General features: G+C 32.6%; 19 protein-coding genes and 2 tRNA genes. 12 read left to right on the top strand and 9 right to left on the bottom strand.

Going from position 1 to position 22,394, the window contains the following annotated elements:
- Positions 1–21: 21 nt before the first annotated feature.
- On the top strand, positions 22–591 hold the full coding sequence (locus tag ACN0WI_RS03070; protein ID WP_417885152.1) for a PhnA domain-containing protein: 570 nt from the start codon (positions 22–24) through the stop codon (positions 589–591).
- 86 nt (positions 592–677) lie between these two features.
- Here ACN0WI_RS03070 and ACN0WI_RS03065 read toward each other — a convergent pair whose 3' ends face one another.
- Complete coding sequence (locus ACN0WI_RS03065; protein ID WP_417885151.1) at positions 678–2,066, bottom strand: dipeptidase; 1,389 nt, start codon at positions 2,064–2,066, stop codon at positions 678–680.
- Between the two features lie 126 nt (positions 2,067–2,192).
- Here ACN0WI_RS03065 and ACN0WI_RS03060 point away from each other — a divergent pair.
- Positions 2,193–2,274: transfer RNA gene (locus ACN0WI_RS03060), tRNA-Leu, on the top strand.
- 503 nt (positions 2,275–2,777) lie between these two features.
- On the opposite strand, the gene ACN0WI_RS03055 is transcribed toward ACN0WI_RS03060, so the two are convergent.
- A tRNA-Phe gene (locus ACN0WI_RS03055) sits at positions 2,778–2,850 on the bottom strand.
- Positions 2,851–2,972: 122 nt separating this feature from the next.
- Here ACN0WI_RS03055 and ACN0WI_RS03050 point away from each other — a divergent pair.
- The 7 genes from ACN0WI_RS03050 to ACN0WI_RS03020 all read left to right on the top strand — a co-directional run bounded on the left by ACN0WI_RS03050 (position 2,973) and on the right by ACN0WI_RS03020 (position 10,578).
- Positions 2,973–3,704 (top strand): type III pantothenate kinase, encoded by a 732-nt coding sequence (locus ACN0WI_RS03050; RefSeq protein ID WP_417885150.1) that lies wholly within the window; start codon positions 2,973–2,975, stop codon positions 3,702–3,704.
- The gene (locus tag ACN0WI_RS03045; RefSeq protein WP_417885149.1) at positions 3,701–4,939 is read left to right on the top strand and encodes a hypothetical protein; all 1,239 of its coding nucleotides are present in this window, start codon (positions 3,701–3,703) and stop codon (positions 4,937–4,939) included. Before ACN0WI_RS03050 ends, ACN0WI_RS03045 begins: the two co-directional genes overlap by 4 nt.
- An 18-nt stretch (positions 4,940–4,957) precedes the next feature.
- Positions 4,958–6,322, top strand: coding sequence for a hypothetical protein (locus ACN0WI_RS03040; RefSeq protein ID WP_417885147.1), 1,365 nt, complete (start codon positions 4,958–4,960; stop codon positions 6,320–6,322).
- Between the two features lies 1 nt (position 6,323).
- Positions 6,324–6,893, top strand: a complete 570-nt coding sequence (lptC, locus tag ACN0WI_RS03035; protein ID WP_417885146.1) for an LPS export ABC transporter periplasmic protein LptC — start codon at positions 6,324–6,326, stop codon at positions 6,891–6,893.
- Complete coding sequence (locus ACN0WI_RS03030) at positions 6,886–7,083, top strand: hypothetical protein (protein ID WP_417885145.1); 198 nt, start codon at positions 6,886–6,888, stop codon at positions 7,081–7,083. The genes lptC and ACN0WI_RS03030 overlap by 8 nt, the downstream gene beginning before the upstream one ends.
- A complete protein-coding gene (locus ACN0WI_RS03025; protein ID WP_417885144.1) occupies positions 7,084–8,373 on the top strand; it encodes a hemolysin family protein in 1,290 nt (429 codons plus the stop codon).
- A gap of 96 nt (positions 8,374–8,469) precedes the next feature.
- Entirely contained in the window at positions 8,470–10,578 is a 2,109-nt protein-coding gene (locus tag ACN0WI_RS03020) for a peptidylprolyl isomerase (protein ID WP_417885143.1), read from the top strand.
- Between the two features lie 104 nt (positions 10,579–10,682).
- On the opposite strand, the gene ACN0WI_RS03015 is transcribed toward ACN0WI_RS03020, so the two are convergent.
- Together ACN0WI_RS03015 and ACN0WI_RS03010 are read right to left on the bottom strand one after the other, a co-directional pair.
- Complete coding sequence (locus ACN0WI_RS03015) at positions 10,683–11,579, bottom strand: GYDIA family GHMP kinase (RefSeq protein WP_417885142.1); 897 nt, start codon at positions 11,577–11,579, stop codon at positions 10,683–10,685.
- Positions 11,576–12,892: a hydroxymethylglutaryl-CoA reductase, degradative gene (locus tag ACN0WI_RS03010; protein ID WP_417885141.1), complete on the bottom strand. Its 1,317-nt coding sequence runs from the start codon at positions 12,890–12,892 to the stop codon at positions 11,576–11,578. Before ACN0WI_RS03010 ends, ACN0WI_RS03015 begins: the two co-directional genes overlap by 4 nt.
- 185 nt (positions 12,893–13,077) lie before the next feature.
- Here ACN0WI_RS03010 and ACN0WI_RS03005 point away from each other — a divergent pair, with 185 nt between their 5' ends.
- From ACN0WI_RS03005 to ACN0WI_RS02995, 3 genes are all read left to right on the top strand, one after another.
- Positions 13,078–15,246 carry a S9 family peptidase gene (locus ACN0WI_RS03005; protein ID WP_417885140.1) on the top strand — a complete coding sequence of 723 codons (2,169 nt, stop codon included), beginning with the start codon at positions 13,078–13,080 and terminating at the stop codon, positions 15,244–15,246.
- A gap of 17 nt (positions 15,247–15,263) precedes the next feature.
- On the top strand, positions 15,264–16,814 hold the full coding sequence (locus ACN0WI_RS03000) for a peptide MFS transporter (RefSeq protein ID WP_417885139.1): 1,551 nt from the start codon (positions 15,264–15,266) through the stop codon (positions 16,812–16,814).
- 80 nt (positions 16,815–16,894) lie between these two features.
- Entirely contained in the window at positions 16,895–17,434 is a 540-nt protein-coding gene (locus tag ACN0WI_RS02995) for a thioredoxin family protein (protein ID WP_417885138.1), read from the top strand.
- On the opposite strand, the gene ACN0WI_RS02990 is transcribed toward ACN0WI_RS02995, so the two are convergent.
- Genes ACN0WI_RS02990 through surE form a run of 5 tightly spaced genes read right to left on the bottom strand, consistent with a single transcriptional unit; the run spans position 17,424 to position 22,316 of the window.
- The gene (locus ACN0WI_RS02990; RefSeq protein WP_417885137.1) at positions 17,424–19,493 is read right to left on the bottom strand and encodes a ComEC/Rec2 family competence protein; all 2,070 of its coding nucleotides are present in this window, start codon (positions 19,491–19,493) and stop codon (positions 17,424–17,426) included. The genes ACN0WI_RS02995 and ACN0WI_RS02990 overlap by 11 nt on opposite strands.
- A gap of 45 nt (positions 19,494–19,538) precedes the next feature.
- Complete coding sequence (locus ACN0WI_RS02985; protein WP_417885136.1) at positions 19,539–20,114, bottom strand: C40 family peptidase; 576 nt, start codon at positions 20,112–20,114, stop codon at positions 19,539–19,541.
- Between the two features lie 5 nt (positions 20,115–20,119).
- Positions 20,120–21,241 carry a lipid-A-disaccharide synthase gene (gene lpxB / locus ACN0WI_RS02980; protein WP_417885135.1) on the bottom strand — a complete coding sequence of 374 codons (1,122 nt, stop codon included), beginning with the start codon at positions 21,239–21,241 and terminating at the stop codon, positions 20,120–20,122.
- Between the two features lie 12 nt (positions 21,242–21,253).
- The gene (locus tag ACN0WI_RS02975; protein WP_417885134.1) at positions 21,254–21,541 is read right to left on the bottom strand and encodes a hypothetical protein; all 288 of its coding nucleotides are present in this window, start codon (positions 21,539–21,541) and stop codon (positions 21,254–21,256) included.
- Positions 21,534–22,316 (bottom strand): 5'/3'-nucleotidase SurE, encoded by a 783-nt coding sequence (surE, locus tag ACN0WI_RS02970; RefSeq protein WP_417885133.1) that lies wholly within the window; start codon positions 22,314–22,316, stop codon positions 21,534–21,536. The genes ACN0WI_RS02975 and surE overlap by 8 nt, the downstream gene beginning before the upstream one ends.
- Positions 22,317–22,394 lie beyond the last annotated feature (78 nt).

Here is a 22,394-nt window from a genome sequence, read left to right as displayed (position 1 = left end):
TGCGTTTCTTAAAATACTAATGTGGAAATAAAAGAATTAGAAGCTAGAAGTAATTCGCAATGTGAATTATCTGGCGCTACCGAAGATTTAGTAGTGTATCAAGTTAGTGAAGCTCCTGAAAATATGGATGCTGATATATTAATTAGCACTACATGTAAAGAACAAATAGAAGAACCGGAAAAAGTAGATCCAAACCATTGGAGATGTTTAAACGATAGTATGTGGAGTACCATTCCTGCTGTACAAGTTATGGCTTGGAGAATGCTTTATCGATTAAAATCTGAAGGTTGGCCACAGGATTTATTGGATATGATGTATATGGAGCCGGAAATAGAAGCTTGGGCAAAAGCAGGAATTAATACCGAAGAGAAAACAGAAGTGATACATAAAGATTCCAATGGTGCAATTTTAGAGGCAGGAGATACCGTTACATTGATAAAAGATTTAAATGTAAAAGGAAGTAGCCTTACTGCAAAACGAGGTACAGCTGTTCGAAGAATAAGTTTAGTACACGATAACCCGGAACAAATAGAAGGAAAAGTAGAAGGACAACAAATTGTTATTTTGACAAAATTTGTAAAGAAGAATTAATAAAAAAGCCGATTCTAAAATCGGCTTTTTTTATATCTAATTTCAAAAAAGATTTTCAATAACTATACTATTGGAAATAGTAATTTTTACTTTTTAGCTTCAGTGAAATGTTTATAGAAATTAGGAATAGTTTCGATTCCTTTTAAATAATTCCAAACTCCAAAATGTTCGTTAGGAGAATGTATAGCATCGGTATCCAAACCAAATCCCATTAAAATTATTTTGCTTTCTAACTCTTTTTCAAATAACGAAACAATCGGAATACTACCTCCGCTACGTTGTGGTATTGGTGTTTTGCCGAAAGTATCTTCATAAGCTTTGCTAGCAGCCTGATATTCTTCTGTGTCGATTGGTGTTACATATGGGAATCCACCATGGTGTGCGGTTACGTTTACCGTAACGGCTTCCGGGGCAATACTCTCAAAATGCATTTTAAATAATTCAGAAATTTTTTTCCAATCTTGATCAGGTACTAACCGCATTGAAATTTTAGCAAAAGCTTTAGCTGGTAAAACTGTTTTTGCACCTTCGCCAATATAACCACCCCAAATTCCATTAACGTCTAAAGTAGGGCGGATAGAACCACGTTCGGTAGTACTATATCCGGCTTCTCCGTATACATCGTTAATATTTAATTTCTTTTTATATTCTTCTTCATTATAAGGCGCTTCGGCCATTTTTGTCCGTTCTTCTGCAGAAAGTTCTTCAACCTTATCATAAAAGCCGGGTATAGTGATGTGGTTGTTCTCATCGGTTAGAGAAGCAATCATTTTAGAAAGAATATTTATAGGATTACCTACAGCTCCTCCGTATAATCCAGAATGCAAATCACGATTAGGACCGGTAACTTCAACTTCCATGTAAGCAAGTCCACGAAGTCCGGTAGTAATGCTTGGTACATCTTTACTAATCATTCCGGTATCGGAAATTAGAATAACATCATTAGCTAATTTCTCTTTATTGTTTTTGATAAACCAACCTAAATGTTCGCTACCAACTTCCTCTTCACCTTCAATCATAAATTTCACATTACAAGGAAGCTCGTTATTAGCCGTCATATATTCTAATGCTTTTATGTGCATGTACATTTGACCTTTATCATCACAAGCACCTCGGGCAAAAATAGCTCCTTCCGGATGTAATTCTGTTTCTTTAATTACAGGTTCAAATGGAGGAGAGTTCCAAAGATCTAATGGGTCTGGTGGTTGTACGTCGTAATGACCGTAAACTAATACCGTAGGTAGATTTTTATCGATAATTTTTTTCCCGTATACAACTGGATGACCAGGAGTTTCGCAGATTTCGGTAGTATCGCATCCTGCTTTTTGTAAGGCTTCTTTTACAGCTTCAGCTGTGGTAAGCATGTCCTTTTTATAGGCAGAATCGGCACTTATTGATGGAATTTTCAGAATATCAATAAGTTCATCTATAAATCGTTGTTTATGCTCATCAATATAAGCTTGTACATTTTGCATAGATTTCTTTTTGAAAGTTATTCAAAGGTACAGTTTTTAATTTTTTTTTAGAAAATTATGTTTGATTTGAAATATTTATTTATATTTGCATCCGCTTACCGAAAGGATAAGCATTTTATTGAAAACGCGGGTGTGGTGGAATTGGTAGACACGCTAGACTTAGGATCTAGTGCCTCACAGCGTGAAGGTTCGAGTCCTTTCACCCGCACAAAAAAGCTGACTTTTTAAGTCGGCTTTTTTTATTTTATAGCTCCAGTACTTTCTACTCTAACTCTTTTAAAGAAAGAAAATCAATAAAAAATTAAAATACAATTGTTTGAGAGTTATGCCGTATTACTTTTTAAAGGACTAATTGAAGTATGTTTTTGTAATCTAATATACTGGAACCATCGTTTACCGAATGACTTTTTTAATTAAATTGACTGTTTTTTTATTCGTAGCTCTATAATCTAAGCTTTATCCGTATGATTCTTTTAGTTTCTTTTGATAAATTGTAGTGTTTTGGAATCGATTGTTTGAATTTAGTAATTTATAAGAAGTAGAATTTCTTTTAATTTGAGATAGTTGAGTTGTAAATTAGAGTACCAAATTCATAATATCACTTAGAGTTTACTGTAACTCAAAAGCAAGCGTAACATTTTTTTCACCTAATAAGAATATAAAAAGTTGTAAAATAAAAAAGACCACTACAATGTAGCGGTCTTTTAAAGGTGGTGCCTCCAGGAATCGAACCAGGGACACAAGGATTTTCAGTCCTTTGCTCTACCAACTGAGCTAAGGCACCAGTTGCTTTTCTAAGCGTATTGCTTGTCGTAAGCGGTTGCAAATATAAATCCATTTTTAGGAACTAACAAAACTTTTTTTAAAAAAATCGTTTTGTACCTTAGCCTTTTTTAAAGATTAAATATGAATCTGGTAATAGATCTTGGTAATACTTTTGCGAAAACAGCTCTTTTTCAAGGTGATAAGATTTTAGAAGTGTTCAAAATTCCAAGAATGGATTTTTCGAGAAAAATTGAAAAAATTTTATCGAATTACCCTGAAATTAAAAAAGCAGTGGTTTGTAGCGTACTTCGGGATACTGAACCTATCAAAAAAAAGCTTAAAAATTATCCAATTTTGGATGTAAGTGAGAATCCGAAGTTGCCTTTTTGTAATAAATACAGTACACCGGAATCTTTAGGAAATGATAGAATTGCTTTAGCAGCAGCAGCAGCACATCAATACCCTAACCAAAATTGTTTGGTAATAGATGCAGGAACTTGTATTACTTATGATTTGTTAAACCAGAATAAAGAGTACCTTGGCGGAGGAATTTCTCCAGGTTTGCGGTTAAGATTTGATTCTGTACATAAGTTTACAGAGAAATTGCCGTTAATAACAGTAGATAATAATCATCTAAAATTAGTGGGAACTTCTACTGAAGAAAGTTTGCGAAGTGGTATTCAATTAGGTTTTGTTGCAGAAATTGATGGCATGATTTCCAATTATAAGTCAGAATTTAAAGATTTAACAGTGATTTTGACAGGAGGAGATAATCAATTTTTGTCAAAGAGACTAAAAAATAGCATATTTGCGAACTCAAATTTTCTTTTAGAAGGTTTAAACCATATTTTAGAATATAATAAATTTCAATGATAAAACGATTTGTTTTAATCGTAGCTTTTTTTTCAGGAATTGTAGCCACGGCTCAGGAAAACACGTCATCGCCTTATTCGTATTACGGATTAGGGATTACTAATTTTAAAGGAACTGTCGAAAACCGCGCTATGGGAGGTATTAGTGTGTTTTCAGATAGTATTCACTTAAACTTAAGGAACCCTGCTGCGTATGCCAGGTTGGGTAGAACTGTTTATTCTGTAGGAGGAAGTGCGGAATATACTACACAGGATAATGCACAAAATAGCGACAAGGCAAAAAATGTTTCTCTAGATTATTTATCGCTAGGAGTTCCAATAGGTAAATTTGGATTTGGTTTAGGGTTAATTCCTTATAAATCCGTAGGCTACCGTATTTTAGATATAGGGGAAGCTTCTGCTAGTCAATTAAAAGGTAGAGGAGGAGTAAATAAAGTATATTTTTCAGCAGCTTATGCAATAACATCAAATTTAAGTTTTGGAGTTACTGCTGACTATAATTTCGGAAATATTCAGCATGATCGTACAGTATTACGAGAGAATATTCAATACGGAACTAAAGAAATTCAACGTACAGATGTAAGTGGTTTCGATTTTAATTTAGGTTTGGATTATCAAACAAAATTGAATAACGGATTAAAATTTCATGCCGCTGCAACCTATACTCCGGAAACAGATTTTACTATTGATAATTTCCGAGAAATTGGGAATGTTTCATTTGTAGGTAATGGGCGAATGTTTAATTCCAAAGATTCAGAGGTAAGAGATCGCGAAGTTACTATTCCTGCTATATCTACAATAGGATTAGGTATAGGTAAGCCCAATAAATGGTTTGTAGGAGGGCAGTATACCAATTCAACTAAAATAGGAAATATATCAGTTTACAGTAATCCAATTTTAGATACTGAATATGGTGATGCTAACTCTTATCACTTAGGAGGTTTTTTTGTGCCGGAATTTAATTCAATAACAAGTTACTATAAAAGAATAGTTTTTAGAGGTGGATTGCGATATGAGCAGTCTGGTTTAAAGCTTAATGGAGAAGATATCGATGAGTTTGGCATATCTTTTGGTTTAGGCTTACCGATTGGAAGAGATTTTTCTAATCTTAATCTTGGTTTTGAGTACGGACAAAGAGGTACCACAAGTTCGGGTTTAATACAAGAGGATTATTTTAAATTATCAATTGGTTTATCATTGAATGACCGTTGGTTTGTAAAGAGAAAGTTTAATTAACCATAATAAACAAGAAAGATGAAAGTGAGATTAATTGTCTTATTAACTACAGTTCTTTACGCTTCGGGTGCTTTTGCCCAAGATTGTCGAACTACTGCGGCTTTAGCTTATGATGATGCCAGAGCCAAAAATTATGATGCGGCTTACGAGCCTTTAATGCAAGTTAAAAAAGATTGCCCTGATTACAGTCTTGCAACTTTTCAGTATCTAGAGCGAATATTGAAATATAAAATTGATAAAGCTCCAGAAGGAGAAAAAGAAAAATTTATTAATGAACTTATTGATGTTTATAAAGAACGTTTAGAATTATATCCATCAAAAACTAAAAAAGGGGATGTTTATAGTGATATCGCACTTTTGAAGTTTGATAATAAATTAGGAACTACTGAAGAAAAATGGGAAGCTTTTGATAAGGCATATACAGAAGATAAAAAGAACTTTACTAGTCCTAAAGGATTGTATGCTTATTTTGATTTAATGGTAAATATGCAAGATGCCGGTGATCGAGATTTACAAGACGTTTTCAATATTTACGATCGCGTAATGTCTAAAATTGAAGAGGAAGAAATTAATGAAGCTAATCTTTTAAACTCACTTTTAGAAAAGCAAGAAAAAGGCGAAGAGTTATCTTCTAAAGAAAAGAGAACCATTAAAATTGCAGAACAACGCTTAAATAACTTTAATGCTGTTAAAAATGCAGTTAATACAAAATTAGGTGTAAGAGCAGATTGTGAAAACTTAATTCCTATCTATTCTAAAGAATTTGACGCTAGAAAAGAGGATGTAAGTTGGTTGAAAAATGTAAATGCTAGACTTTCTGGTAAAGATTGTACTGAAGATCCACTTTTCATAAAAGTGTCTGAGGCGTTACATAAATTAGAACCATCTGCAGCATCAGCATATTCATTAGGTCAGTTATCTGAAGCTGATGGAAATAATGCTAAAGCATTGGAATATTATAATGAAGCAGCTCAATTAGAAAAAGAGCCAGCTGAAAAAGCTAAAATTTATTACAGAATAGCATCTAATTATCAGAATAAAGGAAGCTTCTCTCAAGCACGTAGTTTTTATAGAAAAGCGCTTAAAGCAAAACCATCTATGGGTAGAGCTTATTTAAAAATAGCTGAAATGTATGCAAAAAGTGCTAATAACTGTGGTTCAACTGCATTTGAGAAAAGAGCTGTATATTGGTTAGCTGCAGATTATGCTGCAAGAGCAGGTCGTGTAGATCCATCTTTATCTACACACGCTAGGAAAACAGTAGCCGCATATAATGGTAGAGCTCCACAAAAAGCTGATGTTTTCCAAGAAGGAAAAAAAGCAGGAGAAGCTATTAGTGTTGGATGTTGGATCGGTGAGACTGTTCGTATTCCCCAATTATAATATGAACACCACATACCGAAAAATAACTAAAAGCATTGCTACATTGTTTGGTGTAGCAATGCTTTTTTCATGTGAAGGAAATTTAGAAGAAATTAAAGCTTCTCGAAATGCTGCTGATGAACCCGCAGGCATAGCAGAAGGGATAAACTTAAAGTATACTGATTCTGGTCGTGTAGTAGCCACTTTGAAAAGTGATAAAATGCTTAATTACCAGAATAAAGATTTTCCATATAGGGAATTTCCTGAAGGAGTAAATGTTGCTTTTTTTGATGAACATAACGAGAAAAGCACTGTTATTGCAGATTATGGAATTGTATACGACGAAACTGGGCTTATAGACTTACAAGGAAATGTTGTAATAACTACAAGCGATAGTACGCTTTTAGAAGCAGAACAACTATATTGGGATCAAAATCAAAATTGGGTTTTTACCGATCATCCAAATGAGATAAAATTTCCAGATGGATCTTTTGCTAAAAGTTTAGGTTTTGATTCTAACCAAAATTTTGATAATTTCAATGCGCGTTCTAATAACGGAATTCAAATCATAAAGGAGTCCAAAAATGAGTAAATATTTTAGATATTTTGAATATGCTTACCTAATAATAGCTGTAGTTTTTATTTACGAAACCTTTGCTGTATGGTCAACTCAACGGCCTAGAGCCTATCTTTTTTTATTTATGGCCGCTTTGGCTATTTTCATGTATTTTTTTAAAAGACGTTTCCGTAAAAAAATTGAACAACGAAAATCGGGTAAGTAAATGAGTCCAGAAATCATTATTATTATCTGTTCACTCATACTTTCAGCCTTTTTTTCTGGGATGGAGATTGCTTATGTCTCTTCCAACAAGATTTATATAGAAATCGAAAAAAGGCAAAACGATTTTTTAGCCAATGTTTTAAAGAAATTAACCAAAAAGCCCTCTAAATTTATAGCTGCCATGTTGGTGGGGAATAATATAGCTTTGGTGGTTTATGGTTTTTTTATGGGAGATATTATTATGGATTGGTTTCATAGTATGCAACCTCTTAATAATCCATTTTTCAGTTATTTAATTACCGATTTAAGTCTTTTCTCTCAAACCGTTTTATCGACTTTACTTATTTTATTAACGGCTGAGTTTTTACCAAAAGTTTTCTTTCAAATTTATGCAAATTTGATGTTGAAATTTTTCGCAATACCTGCTTATGCTTTTTATTTACTGTTTAGTTTTATTTCTTCTTTTGTTATCTGGATTTCAGATATCATTTTGAAACGTTTTTTTAAAACCGATGGAGATGAAGTGCAATTGGCCTTTAGTAAAATTGAATTGGGTAATTTTATAAGCGAGCAGATGGAAATTGTTGAAGAAGATGAATCAGTTGATACCGAAATTCAAATTTTTCAAAACGCACTTCAGTTTTCAGATATAAAAGCTCGGGAAGTAATGATTCCGCGTACTGAAATTATTGCAGTCGATCAAAATGAAGATCCAGCCGCATTAATCGAAACTTTTACAGAAACCGGGCTTTCTAAATTATTAATTTATAACGATTCGATAGATAATATTATTGGCTATGTACACTCGTTTGAATTATTTAAACGTCCAGACTCTATAAAATCAATGTTATTACCTGTTGTTTTTGTTCCCGAAACAATGTGGGTAAAAGATGTTTTAAAGACCTTAACCAAAAAAAGAAAAAGTATTGCAGTGGTAATTGATGAATATGGAGGAACAAGTGGGATGATGACGATAGAGGATATTGTTGAAGAGCTTTTCGGTGAAATAGAAGATGAACATGATTCAACTATTATAATTGAAGAAAAATTAGGAGAAGATCATTACCTGTTTTCAGCCCGTGCAGAAGTAGATTATTTAAACGAGAGCTTTAAGTTGAATATACCTACTGAAGAAAATTATGAGACCTTAGGTGGTTTTATAGTTAACCATACGGAAGAAATTCCGCAAAAAAATGAGCAAGTTCGAATTGATGATTTTGAAATAATTATTAAAGAAGTTTCTAACACAAAGATAGAGTTAGTAGAACTTAAAATTAAACCTCAAGATTAAAGCGTTAAAAAGTTAAGATTTTGCTAATTATAAGTTTCATAATTAAGCTAAAAACCTTATTTTCGCCCACTATATTTTGATAAATTTTATTTAAAAATGGCAGTATTACATAATATTAGGCAGAAATCTGCTTTGATTATTGTGGTTATTGGATTTGCATTATTTGCATTCCTTGTTCCTAGTATAATTAAAAATGGAGGATTTGCATCGAAAAACAACTCGATAGCCACCGTAAATGGAGAAGATATTGATCGCATAGAATTTGCTCGACAGGTAGAAGCCTATCAGCAAAATATGCGAGGTAATATTTCTACCACTCAAGCTGTGAATAGAGTTTGGGAGCAGTTGTTGAGCCAAAAAATAATGGAAGAGCAAATTGAAGATTTGGGAATTCGTGCTGAAAAGTCACAAATTCGTCAAGTAATTAAGATGCAAATGTCCAACAATCCGCAATTTTTAAATAAAGCTGGTGTTTTCGATGAAAATAAGCTGAAAGAATATATTGCGAGCATTAAACAAACCTCTCCTCAAATGTACCAGCAATGGTTAAATTACGAAGGTGGTTTAGCAGAAACTGCATCGCAAAATATTTATGCAAATATGATACGTGCAGGAGTAGGTGCAACCTTAACAGAAGGAGAGCAAGCCTACAAAATGGAAAATAATACCATGGATCTTCGTTATGTACAAGTTCCTTATTCTTCTATACCTGATGATGAAGTTGAAGTATCTAAAAAAGATATTCAATCTTATATCAACGATCATAAAGAAGAGTTTAAAACAGAAGCATCTCGTAACATAGAATACGTTCTTTTTGAAGAAAAAGCATCTGATGAAGATAAAGAGGAAGCTAAAAATTCTTTAAATGAACTATTGAAAAACCGAATTGAATTTAATTCAGTAACTAATTCTAACGATACTATTGCAGGTTTTAAAACAACCGATAATGCTGAAGAATTTGTAAACGTAAACTCTGATATACAGGAACCTTTACGTTTCCGTTTCAAAAATCAGCTTCCAAAGGAATTTGCAGATAAACTATTCAACCTTGAAAAAGGTGAAGTTTTCGGTCCTTACCAAGAAGGTAATTACTGGAAGTTGAGCAAAATGGTAGAAACTAAAAAACTATCAGATTCAGTAAAAGCAAGTCATATTTTATTGAGTTACAAAGGAACTCGTGCTGGTGGTGACCGTACACAACCAGAAGCAAAAGCATTGGCTGATAGTTTGGCAAATGTTGTGAAACAAAACAAATCTAAATTTGAAAAATTAGCAACAGAATTTTCAGACGATCCTTCAGCTAAGCAAAACTCTGGAGATTTAGGTTATTTTGGACCTGGACAAATGGTTCCGGAATTTGAAGATTATGCATTGAACAATCCTGTAGGAAGTGTTGGTGTAGTAAAAACAGATTTTGGATATCACGTAATTTATGTGAAAGAGCAAACTGATAAAGAGCGTGCTGTTAAAATTGCAACAGTTTCTAGAGAAATTGAACCTTCTGAAACTACTAGAAATCAACTTTTCAATGAAGTTACGAAGTTTGAAATGGCTGCAAGAGAAGATGATATTGCTGAGCAAGCAAAATCGTCTAATTATAAAGTAAGAACTGTACGTAATGTAAAAGCTTTAGATGAAAATATACCAGGTGTAGGAGAGCAAAGACGCGTAGTTCAGTGGGCGTTTAACGACGATACTGATAAAGGAGATGTAAAAAGATTCGATACCTCTACAGGTTACTTAGTAGCAGAAATTACTGAGAAACATGGTAAAGGCTTAATGACACCTGAAGATGCTTCTTCTAAAATTATTCCTATTCTAACTAAAGAGAAAAAAGCGGCACTTATTAAAGAAAAAATAAGTGGAAAAACTTTAGCTGATGTTTCTAAAAATCAAAATAAAGTAATACAAACTGCAAAATCAGTTAACTTAAGTTCTCCAACTTTAGCAGGAGCAGGTAACGAGCCAGAAGTAGTTGGTGCTGTATATGCTTTAAAAGAAGGAGAAACTAGTAAACCAATTGTTGGTAATAAAGGTGTGTATGTAGTAGAGTTAGAGAAGAAAAGTGAAGCACCAGCTTTAGATTCTTACCTTCCTTTTGCGCAACAACAAACTAGTGTACGTCGCCAGATGGCTACAAGTAGAGCGCTTGATGCTTTAAAAGATAAAGCTGAAATTGAAGATAATAGAGCTGATTTTTATTAAAAAATTGCCCTTTATAAATATAAAAAATCCCTAAGTTTCTTAGGGATTTTTTTATGTATAGCGATAATTAAAAATCTTAAGCTCCAAATTGTTTAATAGAACTATTACAAAATTATTTCATCATATGGAATAATAGTTTCAAAGCCTTTATTTTTAAAATACGTTAATGCATCTTGTCGAGTTGCTAATACAAAATCTCCTCCCCAGGCGCCTAAACTTTTTACGCTTCCAGTATAATCAGAAAAGTGTTTAGCTTTAACTTTAGGTAAACCAATAGCTTTAGATACTATTGTTTCGTGAATATCTAATAATAATTCAAAAGCAGCTAAATCTTCACTTTTTAATAATTGCTGCGTGATATTCGATATTTTCAAAGTCAATTTTTGAATATCAACTGAAGTTTGATCTCTATAATGGGTAATAGCTTCTCTACTATTTTGCTTTTTATTTAAATAAACAAAAAATAGATCTTTTTTAAAATCAGGATTAAAAGAAGCGCTTAAAACAGTTTTTTCAGGGGTGTTTTCATACAGAATAGGTCCATTAGCTGTTGCGCAGGCTAAATCGTATCCGCTGCCACCAAACGTTTCTGTTAAGAGTGTATACGGACTAATTTGTAGCCATTGTGAAATGGTACTAATTAACGTTGATGAAGTACCAAGCCCCCATTTGCGCTCAAAATCTAAAAGAGTAGTAATTTTAAAACCTTTATTAGAAATATCGATTTTAGATAATTGCTGTGCTTTTTGTAAAATTTGAATAAGTCTTTTAGAAAATTTAGAATCGCTTTTAGCAATCAATTTTTCATTTTCCCAATAAAAAGAATCCTCAAACCATATTTTTTGATAACAATCGAAACTTTGCCAGAAAATTCCGGGTTGTTTGGTTTCTGTAACTTCTAGCGATTGGCCTAACTTAGTAGGTAAGCATAAGGCTTGTGCACCATCCAATACGGCATATTCTGCGGTTAGTAATAATTTTCCGTTTCCGTAAAACTTCATTGTCTTAGTTTTTCAAGTTGTATAGCTACATCGCTGTATGAAACTACATGATTTTTATAATAGTTTACCAATACTTTTTTTTCGGTTTCAGTAGCCTTGTATTGATTTAGGATATTCATTAGGTGCATTTTCATATGCCCTTCTTGAATTCCGGTGGTTATTAAAGATTGTATCGCAGCAAAGTTTTGGGCAAGACCTGCAACAGCTACTACTTCCATTAATTGTTTTGCAGAAGGATTTCCTAAAATTTGTAAGGCTAATTTCACTAATGGGTGTAATCCGGTTAGACCACCTACAGTTCCTAAAGCTAATGGGATTTCAATTGAAAATTTGAAGTTTTCGCCATCAATTTCAGCATGGGTTAAACTACTGTATTTTCCGTTTTTTGAAGCATATGCATGAGCTCCAGCTTCAATAGCTCTAAAATCGTTTCCGGTAGCTAATACCACGGCATCAATACCATTCATAATTCCTTTATTATGAGTAACAGCTCTATAAGGCTCTTTTTCGGCTATTTTAACAGCCCTGACAAATTTTTCTGCAAGTTGCTTTCCAGGAATAGTTGTAGTATCTGAAAATTCATTTAAAGGGCAAGACACTTCAGCGCGAACTAAACATTCAGGAACATAATTAGAAAGAATGCTCATAATAATTTCAATCTCTTTTTCTTCCGAAGAGAAATCGGTATACAACTGAGCTTCTTTTTCTAGTACATCGGCAAAGGTCTCTAAGCAACTATTTATAAAATTGGCTCCCATGCTATCTACTGTTTCAAATTCGCAATGAAGTTGATAGTAGTCAGGTAGTAAATTTGTTTTATCTTTCAGTTGTACACTTTTAATCCCGCCGCCACGTTTTTCCATATTTTGAGTTATGGGTTTAGCGGCTTCTTGAAATTTAGGTTGTATTTTCTTAAAGAAACTAGATAATTTATCGAAATCTCCAACGAAAGAAAAGTGAACTTGTCCTACTTTTAGCGTATCGATTATTTTAGTTTTAAAGCCTCCTCGTGTTCCCCAAAATTTAGCAGCTTTACTGGCAGCAGCAACTACCGAGCTTTCTTCTATTGCCATAGGAATGCTAAATAGCTTATTATTTATTAAGAAATTAGGGGCAATTCCGAAGGGTAAATAATAATTACTGATGGTGTTTTCAGAAAATTCATCGTGTAATTGTTGGAGTTTCTGATCGGTATTCCAATATTGTTTAATTATATTTTTTGCTTCTGGGGAGTTTTTTAAGTAGGTTTTTGCTAACCAATCTATCTTTTGTTCTTTAGATTGTTTTGAAAAACCGGAAATGGGCTGATACATAACTTCAATTTTTGCAATACAAAGATACAATTGTTCTGAAGTTTCCTATTTTAAATTGAGTTGTTTTCAATATTCATAATTTTCACTTTTTTATTAACAACTTTTTAGTATTTAACACCACTTACGACGTATTTTTCGCTAAAAATTAGTAAACTTGGCATCCAATAAAATTTCATCTTAATTTAATGAAGTTCTCTAAAATTTTCATGCTATTTATTCTTATGGCATCTGCAGCTATGGCTCAAGAAAAACAAGTTACACTCGAAGAAATCTGGAGTGGTAAATTTAGGCAACAACAATTACAAAATCTTCAATCTTTAAATAATGGTAAAGAGTACGTTGTGCTGCATAAAGATCGAACAAACGGTCGAACTAGGATAGATGTATACAGCTATAAAACGGGAAAGAAAACAAGTACGTTAGTTGATTCTGATAAGTTATCTGAAATTAAACAATTCGATGACTTTTCGTTTAGTAGCGATGAACGTAAAATTTTATTAGCAACTAATAAAACCTCAATTTACCGTAGATCCTCTAAAGCTGTTTATTATATTTATGATGTGGCTAGTGGTTCGGTAACAAAAATTAGCGATGAGCAAATTCAAGAACCTACTTTTTCTCCTGATAACAGTAAAGTAGCTTATGTTTTTGAAAATAATATCTATACTTACGATGTTTCTAATGGTAAAGTAAACCAAATAACAACGGATGGTAAAAAGAACCAAATTATAAATGGGGTTACTGATTGGGTGTATGAAGAAGAACTGTCTTTTGTTCGTGCTTTTAAGTGGAATATAAAGGGAGATAAAATCGCCTATTTACGATTTGATGAATCGGAAGTGCCAGAATTTTCAATGGATATTTTTGGAACGGCATTATATCCACATGAAGAAACTTTTAAATACCCTAAAGCTGGAGAAGCAAATTCTAAGGTATCATTACATATCTACGATGTTTCATCTAAAACTACAGAAGAAATTAGTCTAGGAGACTATAAAGATTTTTATATTCCCCGTTTGCAATGGACACAAAAACCATATGTGTTGAGTGTTCAAGTCTTAAATAGAAAACAGAATAAACTCGACTTACTTTTTGTAAATGCCAAAAGTAACAAAGCAAAAGTAGTACTTACAGAAACGGATAAAGCTTATATAGATGTAACAGATAATTTAACTTTTTTACAGAATAATGATTTTATCTGGACAAGTGAGCGTAGTGGTTATAACCACATTTATCTGTATAATGAAGAAGGTAAATTACAAAACCAAGTAACTGAAGGAGATTGGGAAGTAACGCAGTATTATGGTTATAATCCTAATAATAACCGTATTTATTACCAGAGTACAGAAGAGGGTAGTGTGAATAGAGATGTGTATGCGGTTAAGCCAAACGGAAAATCGAAGAAAAGGTTAACCCAACAAACCGGAATGAATAGTGCCGATTTTAGTGCCGATTTCACCTATTTTATCAATACTTTTACGAATACACAAACGCCTTACCAATACACGCTTCATTTAGCTAAAAATGGCAAATTAATTCGAGAAATTGAAGATAATACTCAACTTTTACAAGTAGAGAAGGCATATAATTTTTCTACAAAAGAACTATCTACAATCGAGATAAATGGAAACAGTTTAAATATGTGGATGGTTAAACCTTCCAATTTTGATGAAAATAAAGAGTATCCATTATTGATGTTCCAATATTCCGGACCAGGTTCTCAATCCGTTTCAAATTCTTATTATAATACTAATGATTATTGGTACCAACTATTGGCAGATAAAGGTTACATTATAGCTTGTGTAGATGGTAGGGGAACTGGATTTAAAGGAGCCGATTTTAAAAAGGTAACCCAAAATGAGTTAGGGAAATATGAGTTAGAAGATCAAATTTCAGCAGCTAAAAAATTGGGAGACAGAAAATACATCGATTCTAACCGAATAGGCATTTGGGGATGGAGTTTTGGAGGTTTTATGGCTTCGAATGCAATCCTTAAAGGAAACGATGTTTTTAAAATGGCAATTGCAGTTGCTCCGGTAACTAGCTGGCGTTTTTACGATACCATTTATACAGAACGTTTTATGGGGAAACCTCAAGATAATGCTTCTGGATACGATGATAATTCGCCAATTAATCATGTAGAAAAATTAAAAGGAAAGTATTTGCTGATTCATGGTAGTGGAGATGATAACGTGCATGTGCAGAATACCATGAGAATGGTAGAAGCGCTAGTCCAAGCCAATAAACAATTCGATTGGGCCATTTATCCCGATAAAAATCATGGTATTTATGGTGGAAATACACGCTTACACTTATATACAAAAATGACTAATTTTATTACTGAAAATCTATAAAAACTAAATTTAATCCTATGAATTCGAAAGCTGTAGAAGCTCATAAAAAAGAATTATTCGGTCATCCGGTAGGTCTTTATATTTTGTTTTTAACTGAAATGTGGGAACGTTTTAGTTATTACGGGATGAGAGCCATATTAACTCTATATATGGTTGCTGAAACAACAAAAGCTAACCCCGGTTTAGGATGGAGTACAGGTGAAGCTCTAGCACTTTACGGTTGGTACACGATGTTAGTGTATGTAATGTCGATTCCTGGAGGGATGATTGCCGATAAATTAATCGGGCAGAAAAAATCGGTTTTATACGGAGCAATTTTACTTTGTTTTGGTCACGGTGTTTTAGCTTTTGAATATGATTGGGCTTTTTATACTGGTTTAGGACTTATCGTTTTAGGAGTTGGTCTTTTAAAACCAAACGTATCTACATTGGTAGGTGGATTATATAAACAAGGAGATATTAGAAGAGATAAAGGATTTAGTATTTTTTATATAGGGATAAACTTGGGTTCTTTATTAGCAACAACATCAGTAGGTTTAGTAGCTAAAGAATATGGATGGCATTATGGTTTTGGCTTAGCAGGTATTGCTATGTTAATTGGATTGGTAGTATATGTATGGGGACAAAAATTCTTAACTCACGTAGGGAATCATGTAAAAGAAGATACCTCAAACGAAGTCTCCATTCCGGATTTATATAAAGATTTATTTAAATCGCCTTTACAACTAGCAGTAACAGGGGTTTTATTAATAGCTTCAGTATATGGCTGGTTTGTTTTAGGTTGGGCTTACGGGTTGCTTTTCATCTTTTTATCTGCTATTACCGCTTTAATGATGATGATTTATAAAGATTTAGAATTGAAAGTAAATAAAGACCGATATTTGGTATTATTGCTTTCCTTTTTAATCGTTATTGTTTTCTGGGGGGCGTTTGAACAAGCGGGAGGTTTAATGAGTATTTATACCCAAGAAAAAACAAATCGATTTTTATTCGGTTATGAGATTCCTGCTGCAATGTTCCAAGGGCTAAACGCAGGCTTTATAATTATATTTGCCACCATTGTAGCTGGTTTTTGGGCCAAACGAAAATTAAAAGGAAAAGAAGCTTCTTCATTATTTAAAATGGGGGTAGGAGTTATAATTATGGGACTTGGCTTTGTATTTATGGTTTTTGCATCTTTACAATATGAAGCAGTTGGAAGTTCTGCTATGTATTGGTTAGTATTTGCTTATTTATTCCATACCATTGGCGAACTTTGTGCTTCTCCGGTAGCACTTTCTTTCATAACCAAATTAGCACCATTACGTTATGCTTCTTTAATGATGGGGGTTTATTTTGCAGCTACAGGCTTAGGAAATAAAGTAGCCGGTTTGTTAGGAGAAGGCTCTGAAGAACTTGGTGAGAAAACAATATTTTTAGGAATTACTATTTTTACAGTAATTTTTGGGTTACTAGTAATAGCGCTTTTAAAACCGCTTAAGAGACTGACTCATGGAGCAGAAGATAACGAAAGAGAAATTGCTGATGAGCAAGATAATGCTCCTTACGAGATCGAAGAGAATATTTAAATTATAAATAATGAAATTAAAAAGCGTTTCTACTTAGGAACGCTTTTTGTTTTTAGAAATTGAAAAAGGACATAACATTTATGAAAAAGTTAGTATTACTTATTTTAATAGTTTGTGGAGTTTCTGTTCAAGCTCAGCAAGAAAAGGTTGATTGGATGTCGATGAATGAAGCATTAGCAGCCCAAAAGAAACAACCCAAAAATATTTTAATGGATGCATATACCACTTGGTGCGGACCTTGTAAAATGTTAGATAAAAATACGTTTAGCGATCCTCGGGTTGCAAAATATATTAATGAGCATTTTTATGCCGTTAAGTTTAATGCTGAAGGTCAAGAAGAGATTAATTATAAAGATGAAACCTATGCAAATCCGGGTTATAACGAAAAGCTAAAAGGGCGTAATAGTCCGCACCAATTTGCTCGTGCTTTGCAGATTAATGCATACCCTAGTATTGTTTTCTTTAATGAAGATGGAGAGGTAATAGCTCCTTTGAAAGGATATAAAACTCCGGAACAAATAGAAATATATTTAGCTGTTTTCGCTAAAGATGATTATAAGAAGTTAACTTCAGAAAAAGCATGGGAGGATTATAAACTAAATTTCGAATCTACTTTTTAGAGACTTTATTTTTTGTAATCTCCATATTAGATAATAATAAAGCTCCCTTTTTGCGTGTATTGTGAAAAGGGATTTTTTTCTGGTTACAAGTTTGTTCCCACATGTCAATTAAACTACTATAATTACTGGCATCGGCTATAATTAATTTTGGTTGTAAAATTGAGAGTACACGGTCTAGATTTACTTTAGGAGAATTGCTTAGTAGTATAAGGTCAGGCTTAAAATTGGGAAATTTAAAAATTGCTGTACTATCTATAACTTGTATCTTCAAGTCTTCAAATTTATAGAAGTTGTTTATTTTTAAAATTTCGGTATTTAAAATACCTTCCTCAAGTTGAAAAGAATTCAAGTAATTCCAATCTTCAACATCCCTTTTTTCAGCCGAAGTATAAATAGATAAATTTCGATCCTGTTTTTGAAGAATTACAGTTTGACGTGCTTTATTCAGAATAAATAGTTTCTTATTATAATAGCCTGCTTTTTCATACAAGAGATTAATTTGGAAGAGTAAAATAATAGCCAAAAAAACTATAAGAGATTTAGCTTTCTTGCTTTTTAATAGAAAAAATAAACACAAAATAACTAAGCTTAGTAATATACAAGAAATGCTAGAGAGGTGTATGTTACGAATGATATAAGCTTCTTGATTAGCTATCCATTGAATAACTTCATTTAAGAATTCTAATAAATTTCGATAAGCATAAATTATAGGTTTCGGGAACCAATTAAAATATCCTAAACACAATACCATAAAACCTACAATAAGGACAATGGGTAATAGTTGAAGTACTATAAAATTAGTTAGTAAAAACAATCCTGGGAATTGATGAAAGTAATATATACTTAAAGGAAATACACCCAATTGTGCACATATGCTAACCGCTATTAATTGGTAATAGTAGTTTACAATCTTATTTTTAGGATACCAGATTTTTTTAAATTTTGGCATCCACAGTGCAATACTTAAAATTGCTGCATAGCTTAATTGAAAACCAACTTGGAAAATATAATAAGGATTAAAAATTATAAGGATTAAAAATGAACAAAAAATACTGTTCAATAAAGACGTTTTTCGGTTAAGATGTAAACCTAAGGCCACAAAACTAAACATTGTTGCAGCTCTTACTACAGATGCTGATAAACCAGTAACTAATGCAAAACACCAAATTCCAATTAAACTCGCCAGCAAAATAATTACTTTACCAAACTTTAGATAGCGTAAAGGTTTTAAAATAAAACGGATAAAAAGAAGCAAAATACCTACATGTAAACCAGAAACAGCAAGAATATGGATAGCGCCTGCACTAGCATAGTTTTGATATAATTTCTGGTTTATCTCAGTTCTATCGCCAATTATCAAGGCTTGTAATATGCCTGATTCCGGCTTTTTAAGATTCAGTTTGTTTAAAATTTGGCCTACTTTTCTTTTTAGTAAAGGGATTAGCCTTTTTTTACTCTGCCAAGTAGTAGGTAGGATCTCCTTTTCTGATAGTTGCGTCTGGTATAAAACACCTTGATTTTCTAAATAATTTCGGTAATTAAATTGATATGGGTTTATAGGAGCAGAGATGCTTTTATATTTAGCAGGAATATAATATTGGTTTCCTACTTCATAGAGCCTATTTAAAGGCATATACACTAATAATTTACCTGTAGTAGTTGTATGCTTTAGTTGCTCTTTTTCCTTGCTAATGGTTTCGTTAACGTGTACTAAAAAACGTTGTTGATAAGCTGTACTTCTAAGTCTCTCCTGAATAACTATTTTAATAAGTTTAGCCTTACTCTTATTGTTAGCATAGTAAAAAGGTTGATTTTTAGGGCTATGAATGGAGTATAAAATGAACCCGAAAATTAGGAATATAAAATAAGTAGCAAAACCAAATAAATAGGTTGGATAGAGTTTTCTATTTGAATTATACCATCCATACAGAAAGCATATAATTGAAAAAATAAGGATTAAAAGTGAATATTGTATAGGAATAGAAACATATTTAGCAAGTAGAATACCACTTACTATAAGTGTAGAAATTATAAGAATTTTACTGTTTATAAAACCCATCTAATTGAAAATTAGCGAGTAGGGCGTTATAAAAATAAATAAAGATTATAAAAATCTGCGTGCCATTACAAAATTATTTTCCCAATATCGTTCAGATAAGGTACTTACAATCACTCCTCTAGAAGTAGTAGCATGTATAAAATAAATTTCGTCGGAATGTTCAATTACCAAACCAACATGGTTAATTACCTTCCTATTTTTGCTGGTTCCAAAAAATAATAAGTCGCCTTTAGTTACTTCTTTTAAATAAATTCGTTTTCCTTGCAGCGACATGGCTCTTGAGGTTCTGGGAAATGGAATATTATTTTCAGTAAATGCAACAAACACTAATCCAGAACAATCCATACCTCGCTTGCTGGTACCGCCATATTTATATTTAGTACCTTCAAATTTTTGCGCTTTCTTTATAATTTTTGCGATTTTTCTGTTCTTATTTGGAACGCCTATAGGTTTTGTAGTAGAAGAGGATATTTCCTTATCAAAATGGGGCTGTTGTTTTAAAGCATCGTCTTTTGAGGTAATTACTTTTGGTTTTGAAGTTCCACAAGAACTTAATAATAACACACAAATAAATAGGAGTACTACTGAAAAAGAGAAATTATTTTTCAAAGAATACTTCATATTTATTATTGCTTTTTCTTCTTTGTATTTGCTACAATTAGTTTTGCTGCTTTTAAGCTCGCACCAACTCCTCCTAACTTTCGTTCTAAAACTTCATAATCGTTTAGCATTTTATCTCGCTGCTCGGTTTCTAATATTTTATGAAGTTCAGTTGTAAGATTTTCAGTATCTAATTCATTTTGAATTAGTTCTTTTACAACTTCACGATTCATAATTAAATTGACTAATGAGATATAGTTTAATTTAATAATCCGTTTAGCGATATGGTACGAAATAAAATTCCCTTTATAACAAACAATTTCAGGTACGTTAAAAAGTGCTGTTTCTAAAGTTGCTGTTCCCGAAGTTACTAGTGCAGCATGAGCATGGGTTAAAATATCGTAAGTACGATTCATAATTAAATGAATGTTCGATTTTTTTAAATAAGGCTCGTAAAATTCTTTATCTTGGCTAGGAGCTCCAGCGATTATAAACTGATAATCTTTAAAAGTATTTGTAACACTAAGCATTACGCTAAGCATTTTTGAGATTTCTTGTTTTCTGCTTCCAGGTAATAAAGCAATAATAGGACGATCGTCCAAATTATATTCTTCCTGAAGTGTTTTTAAATCTAAATGCTCATATTTATGAATTGCATCGAGTAGGGGGTGACCTACAAAATTCACTTCATAATCAAAATCTTTATAAAAATCTTCTACAAAAGGAAGAATAACATACATGGCATCGATATCTCGCTTAATGGCTTGTACTCTCTTAGCTCTAGATGCCCATACTTGTGGAGAGATATAATAATTCGTATAAAAACCTTTTTCTTTTGCCCATTTAGCAATTCGTAAATTAAAACCTGAATTATCTATAAAAATAAGCGCATCGGGTTGGTATGCTTCAATATCTTTTTTGCAAAGAGATATATCTTTAAAAATTTTGCTGATGTTTAAAACAACTTCAGCAAAACCCATAAAGGAACGTTCTTTATAGTGTTTAACTAAAGAGCCTCCTTCTGCTTGCATGGCATCACCACCCCAAAATCGAAATTCAGCATCAGTATCTACTTTTTTTAGAGCATGCATTAAATTAGCACCATGTAAATCTCCAGAAGCCTCTCCTGCAATTAAATAATATTTCAATTTTATTAAATTTTAATTATATATCACCTTAATTATAGCGATAAAAATGGCTATTACTAAACAGGCAAGTAAAATGCCTCGAGCGTGATAAATCTGTTTTTTTCGAAGGTATAAAAAGAAAGGAAAAAAATTAAGAATAGCTCCAATAGCAATTAATTTACCAAAATAATCATTAACAAGGGAATTCTGAATACTTTTTTCAAAACTGTAATCGGAAAAAATACTGGTGAATAGTAGAACACCGCCTATTGTGAAGGCAATGCCTACTAAAAAACCAATAAATAGATTCGATTTATTCATTTAAATCCCAAGAATTAAGATCTTTTAAAAAGTGATGTGCCGTTAGGTCAAACTGTACTGGAACTATCGAAACAAAACCATTGGCTAATGCCCATTCATCAGTTTTTTCACTAGTATCATTATTTATGAAATTACCGGTAAGCCAATAATAGTCGCGCCCTTGTGGATTTGTTCTTTTATCGAACTCTTCTTCCCAATGTGCATCAGCTTGTTTACAAATTTTTGTTCCTTTTATTTTAGATGCTTCTAATTTAGGAAAGTTAACATTTAATACCACTCCTTTTGGAAGTCCATTTTTTAAAACTTCCTGAGTAATCGATTTTACATATTTTTTACACGGAGAGAAATCGGCGTTTAACGAATAATCCAATAAAGAAAAGCCAATTGCTGGAATGCCTTCTACACCAGCTTCAACCGCAGCACTCATAGTACCAGAGTATATAACGTTTATAGAAGAATTAGAGCCGTGGTTAATTCCGCTAACGCATAAATCGGGTTTTCGGTTTAAAATTTCTTGAGTTCCAATTTTAACACAGTCTGCCGGAGTACCTGAGCAACTGTACTCTTTATGATTATCATCTTCTTTTAGTGTTATTTTATCGCAAAATAGCGTGTCGCTAATTGTAATTGCATGTCCCATTCCACTTTGCGGGCTGTCTGGTGCAACTACAACAACATCGCCTATTTCTTTCATAACCTCAATTAATGCTCGTATTCCTGGTGCAGTAATACCATCATCGTTAGTAACTAATATTAGGGGTTTATTCTTATTCATAGCTAAAATTTAATTGTTGCTAAATTAGTAATTTCAAACGGAAACTGTAATTTAGTAGTTTAACAAATTATTAGTTGC

The organism is Zunongwangia sp. (assembly GCF_048269745.1).
Taxonomy (GTDB): Bacteria; Bacteroidota; Bacteroidia; order Flavobacteriales; family Flavobacteriaceae; genus Zunongwangia.
The sequence above is the reverse complement of the archived record's forward strand: the minus strand, read 5'-3'. Positions and strand labels throughout refer to the sequence as shown.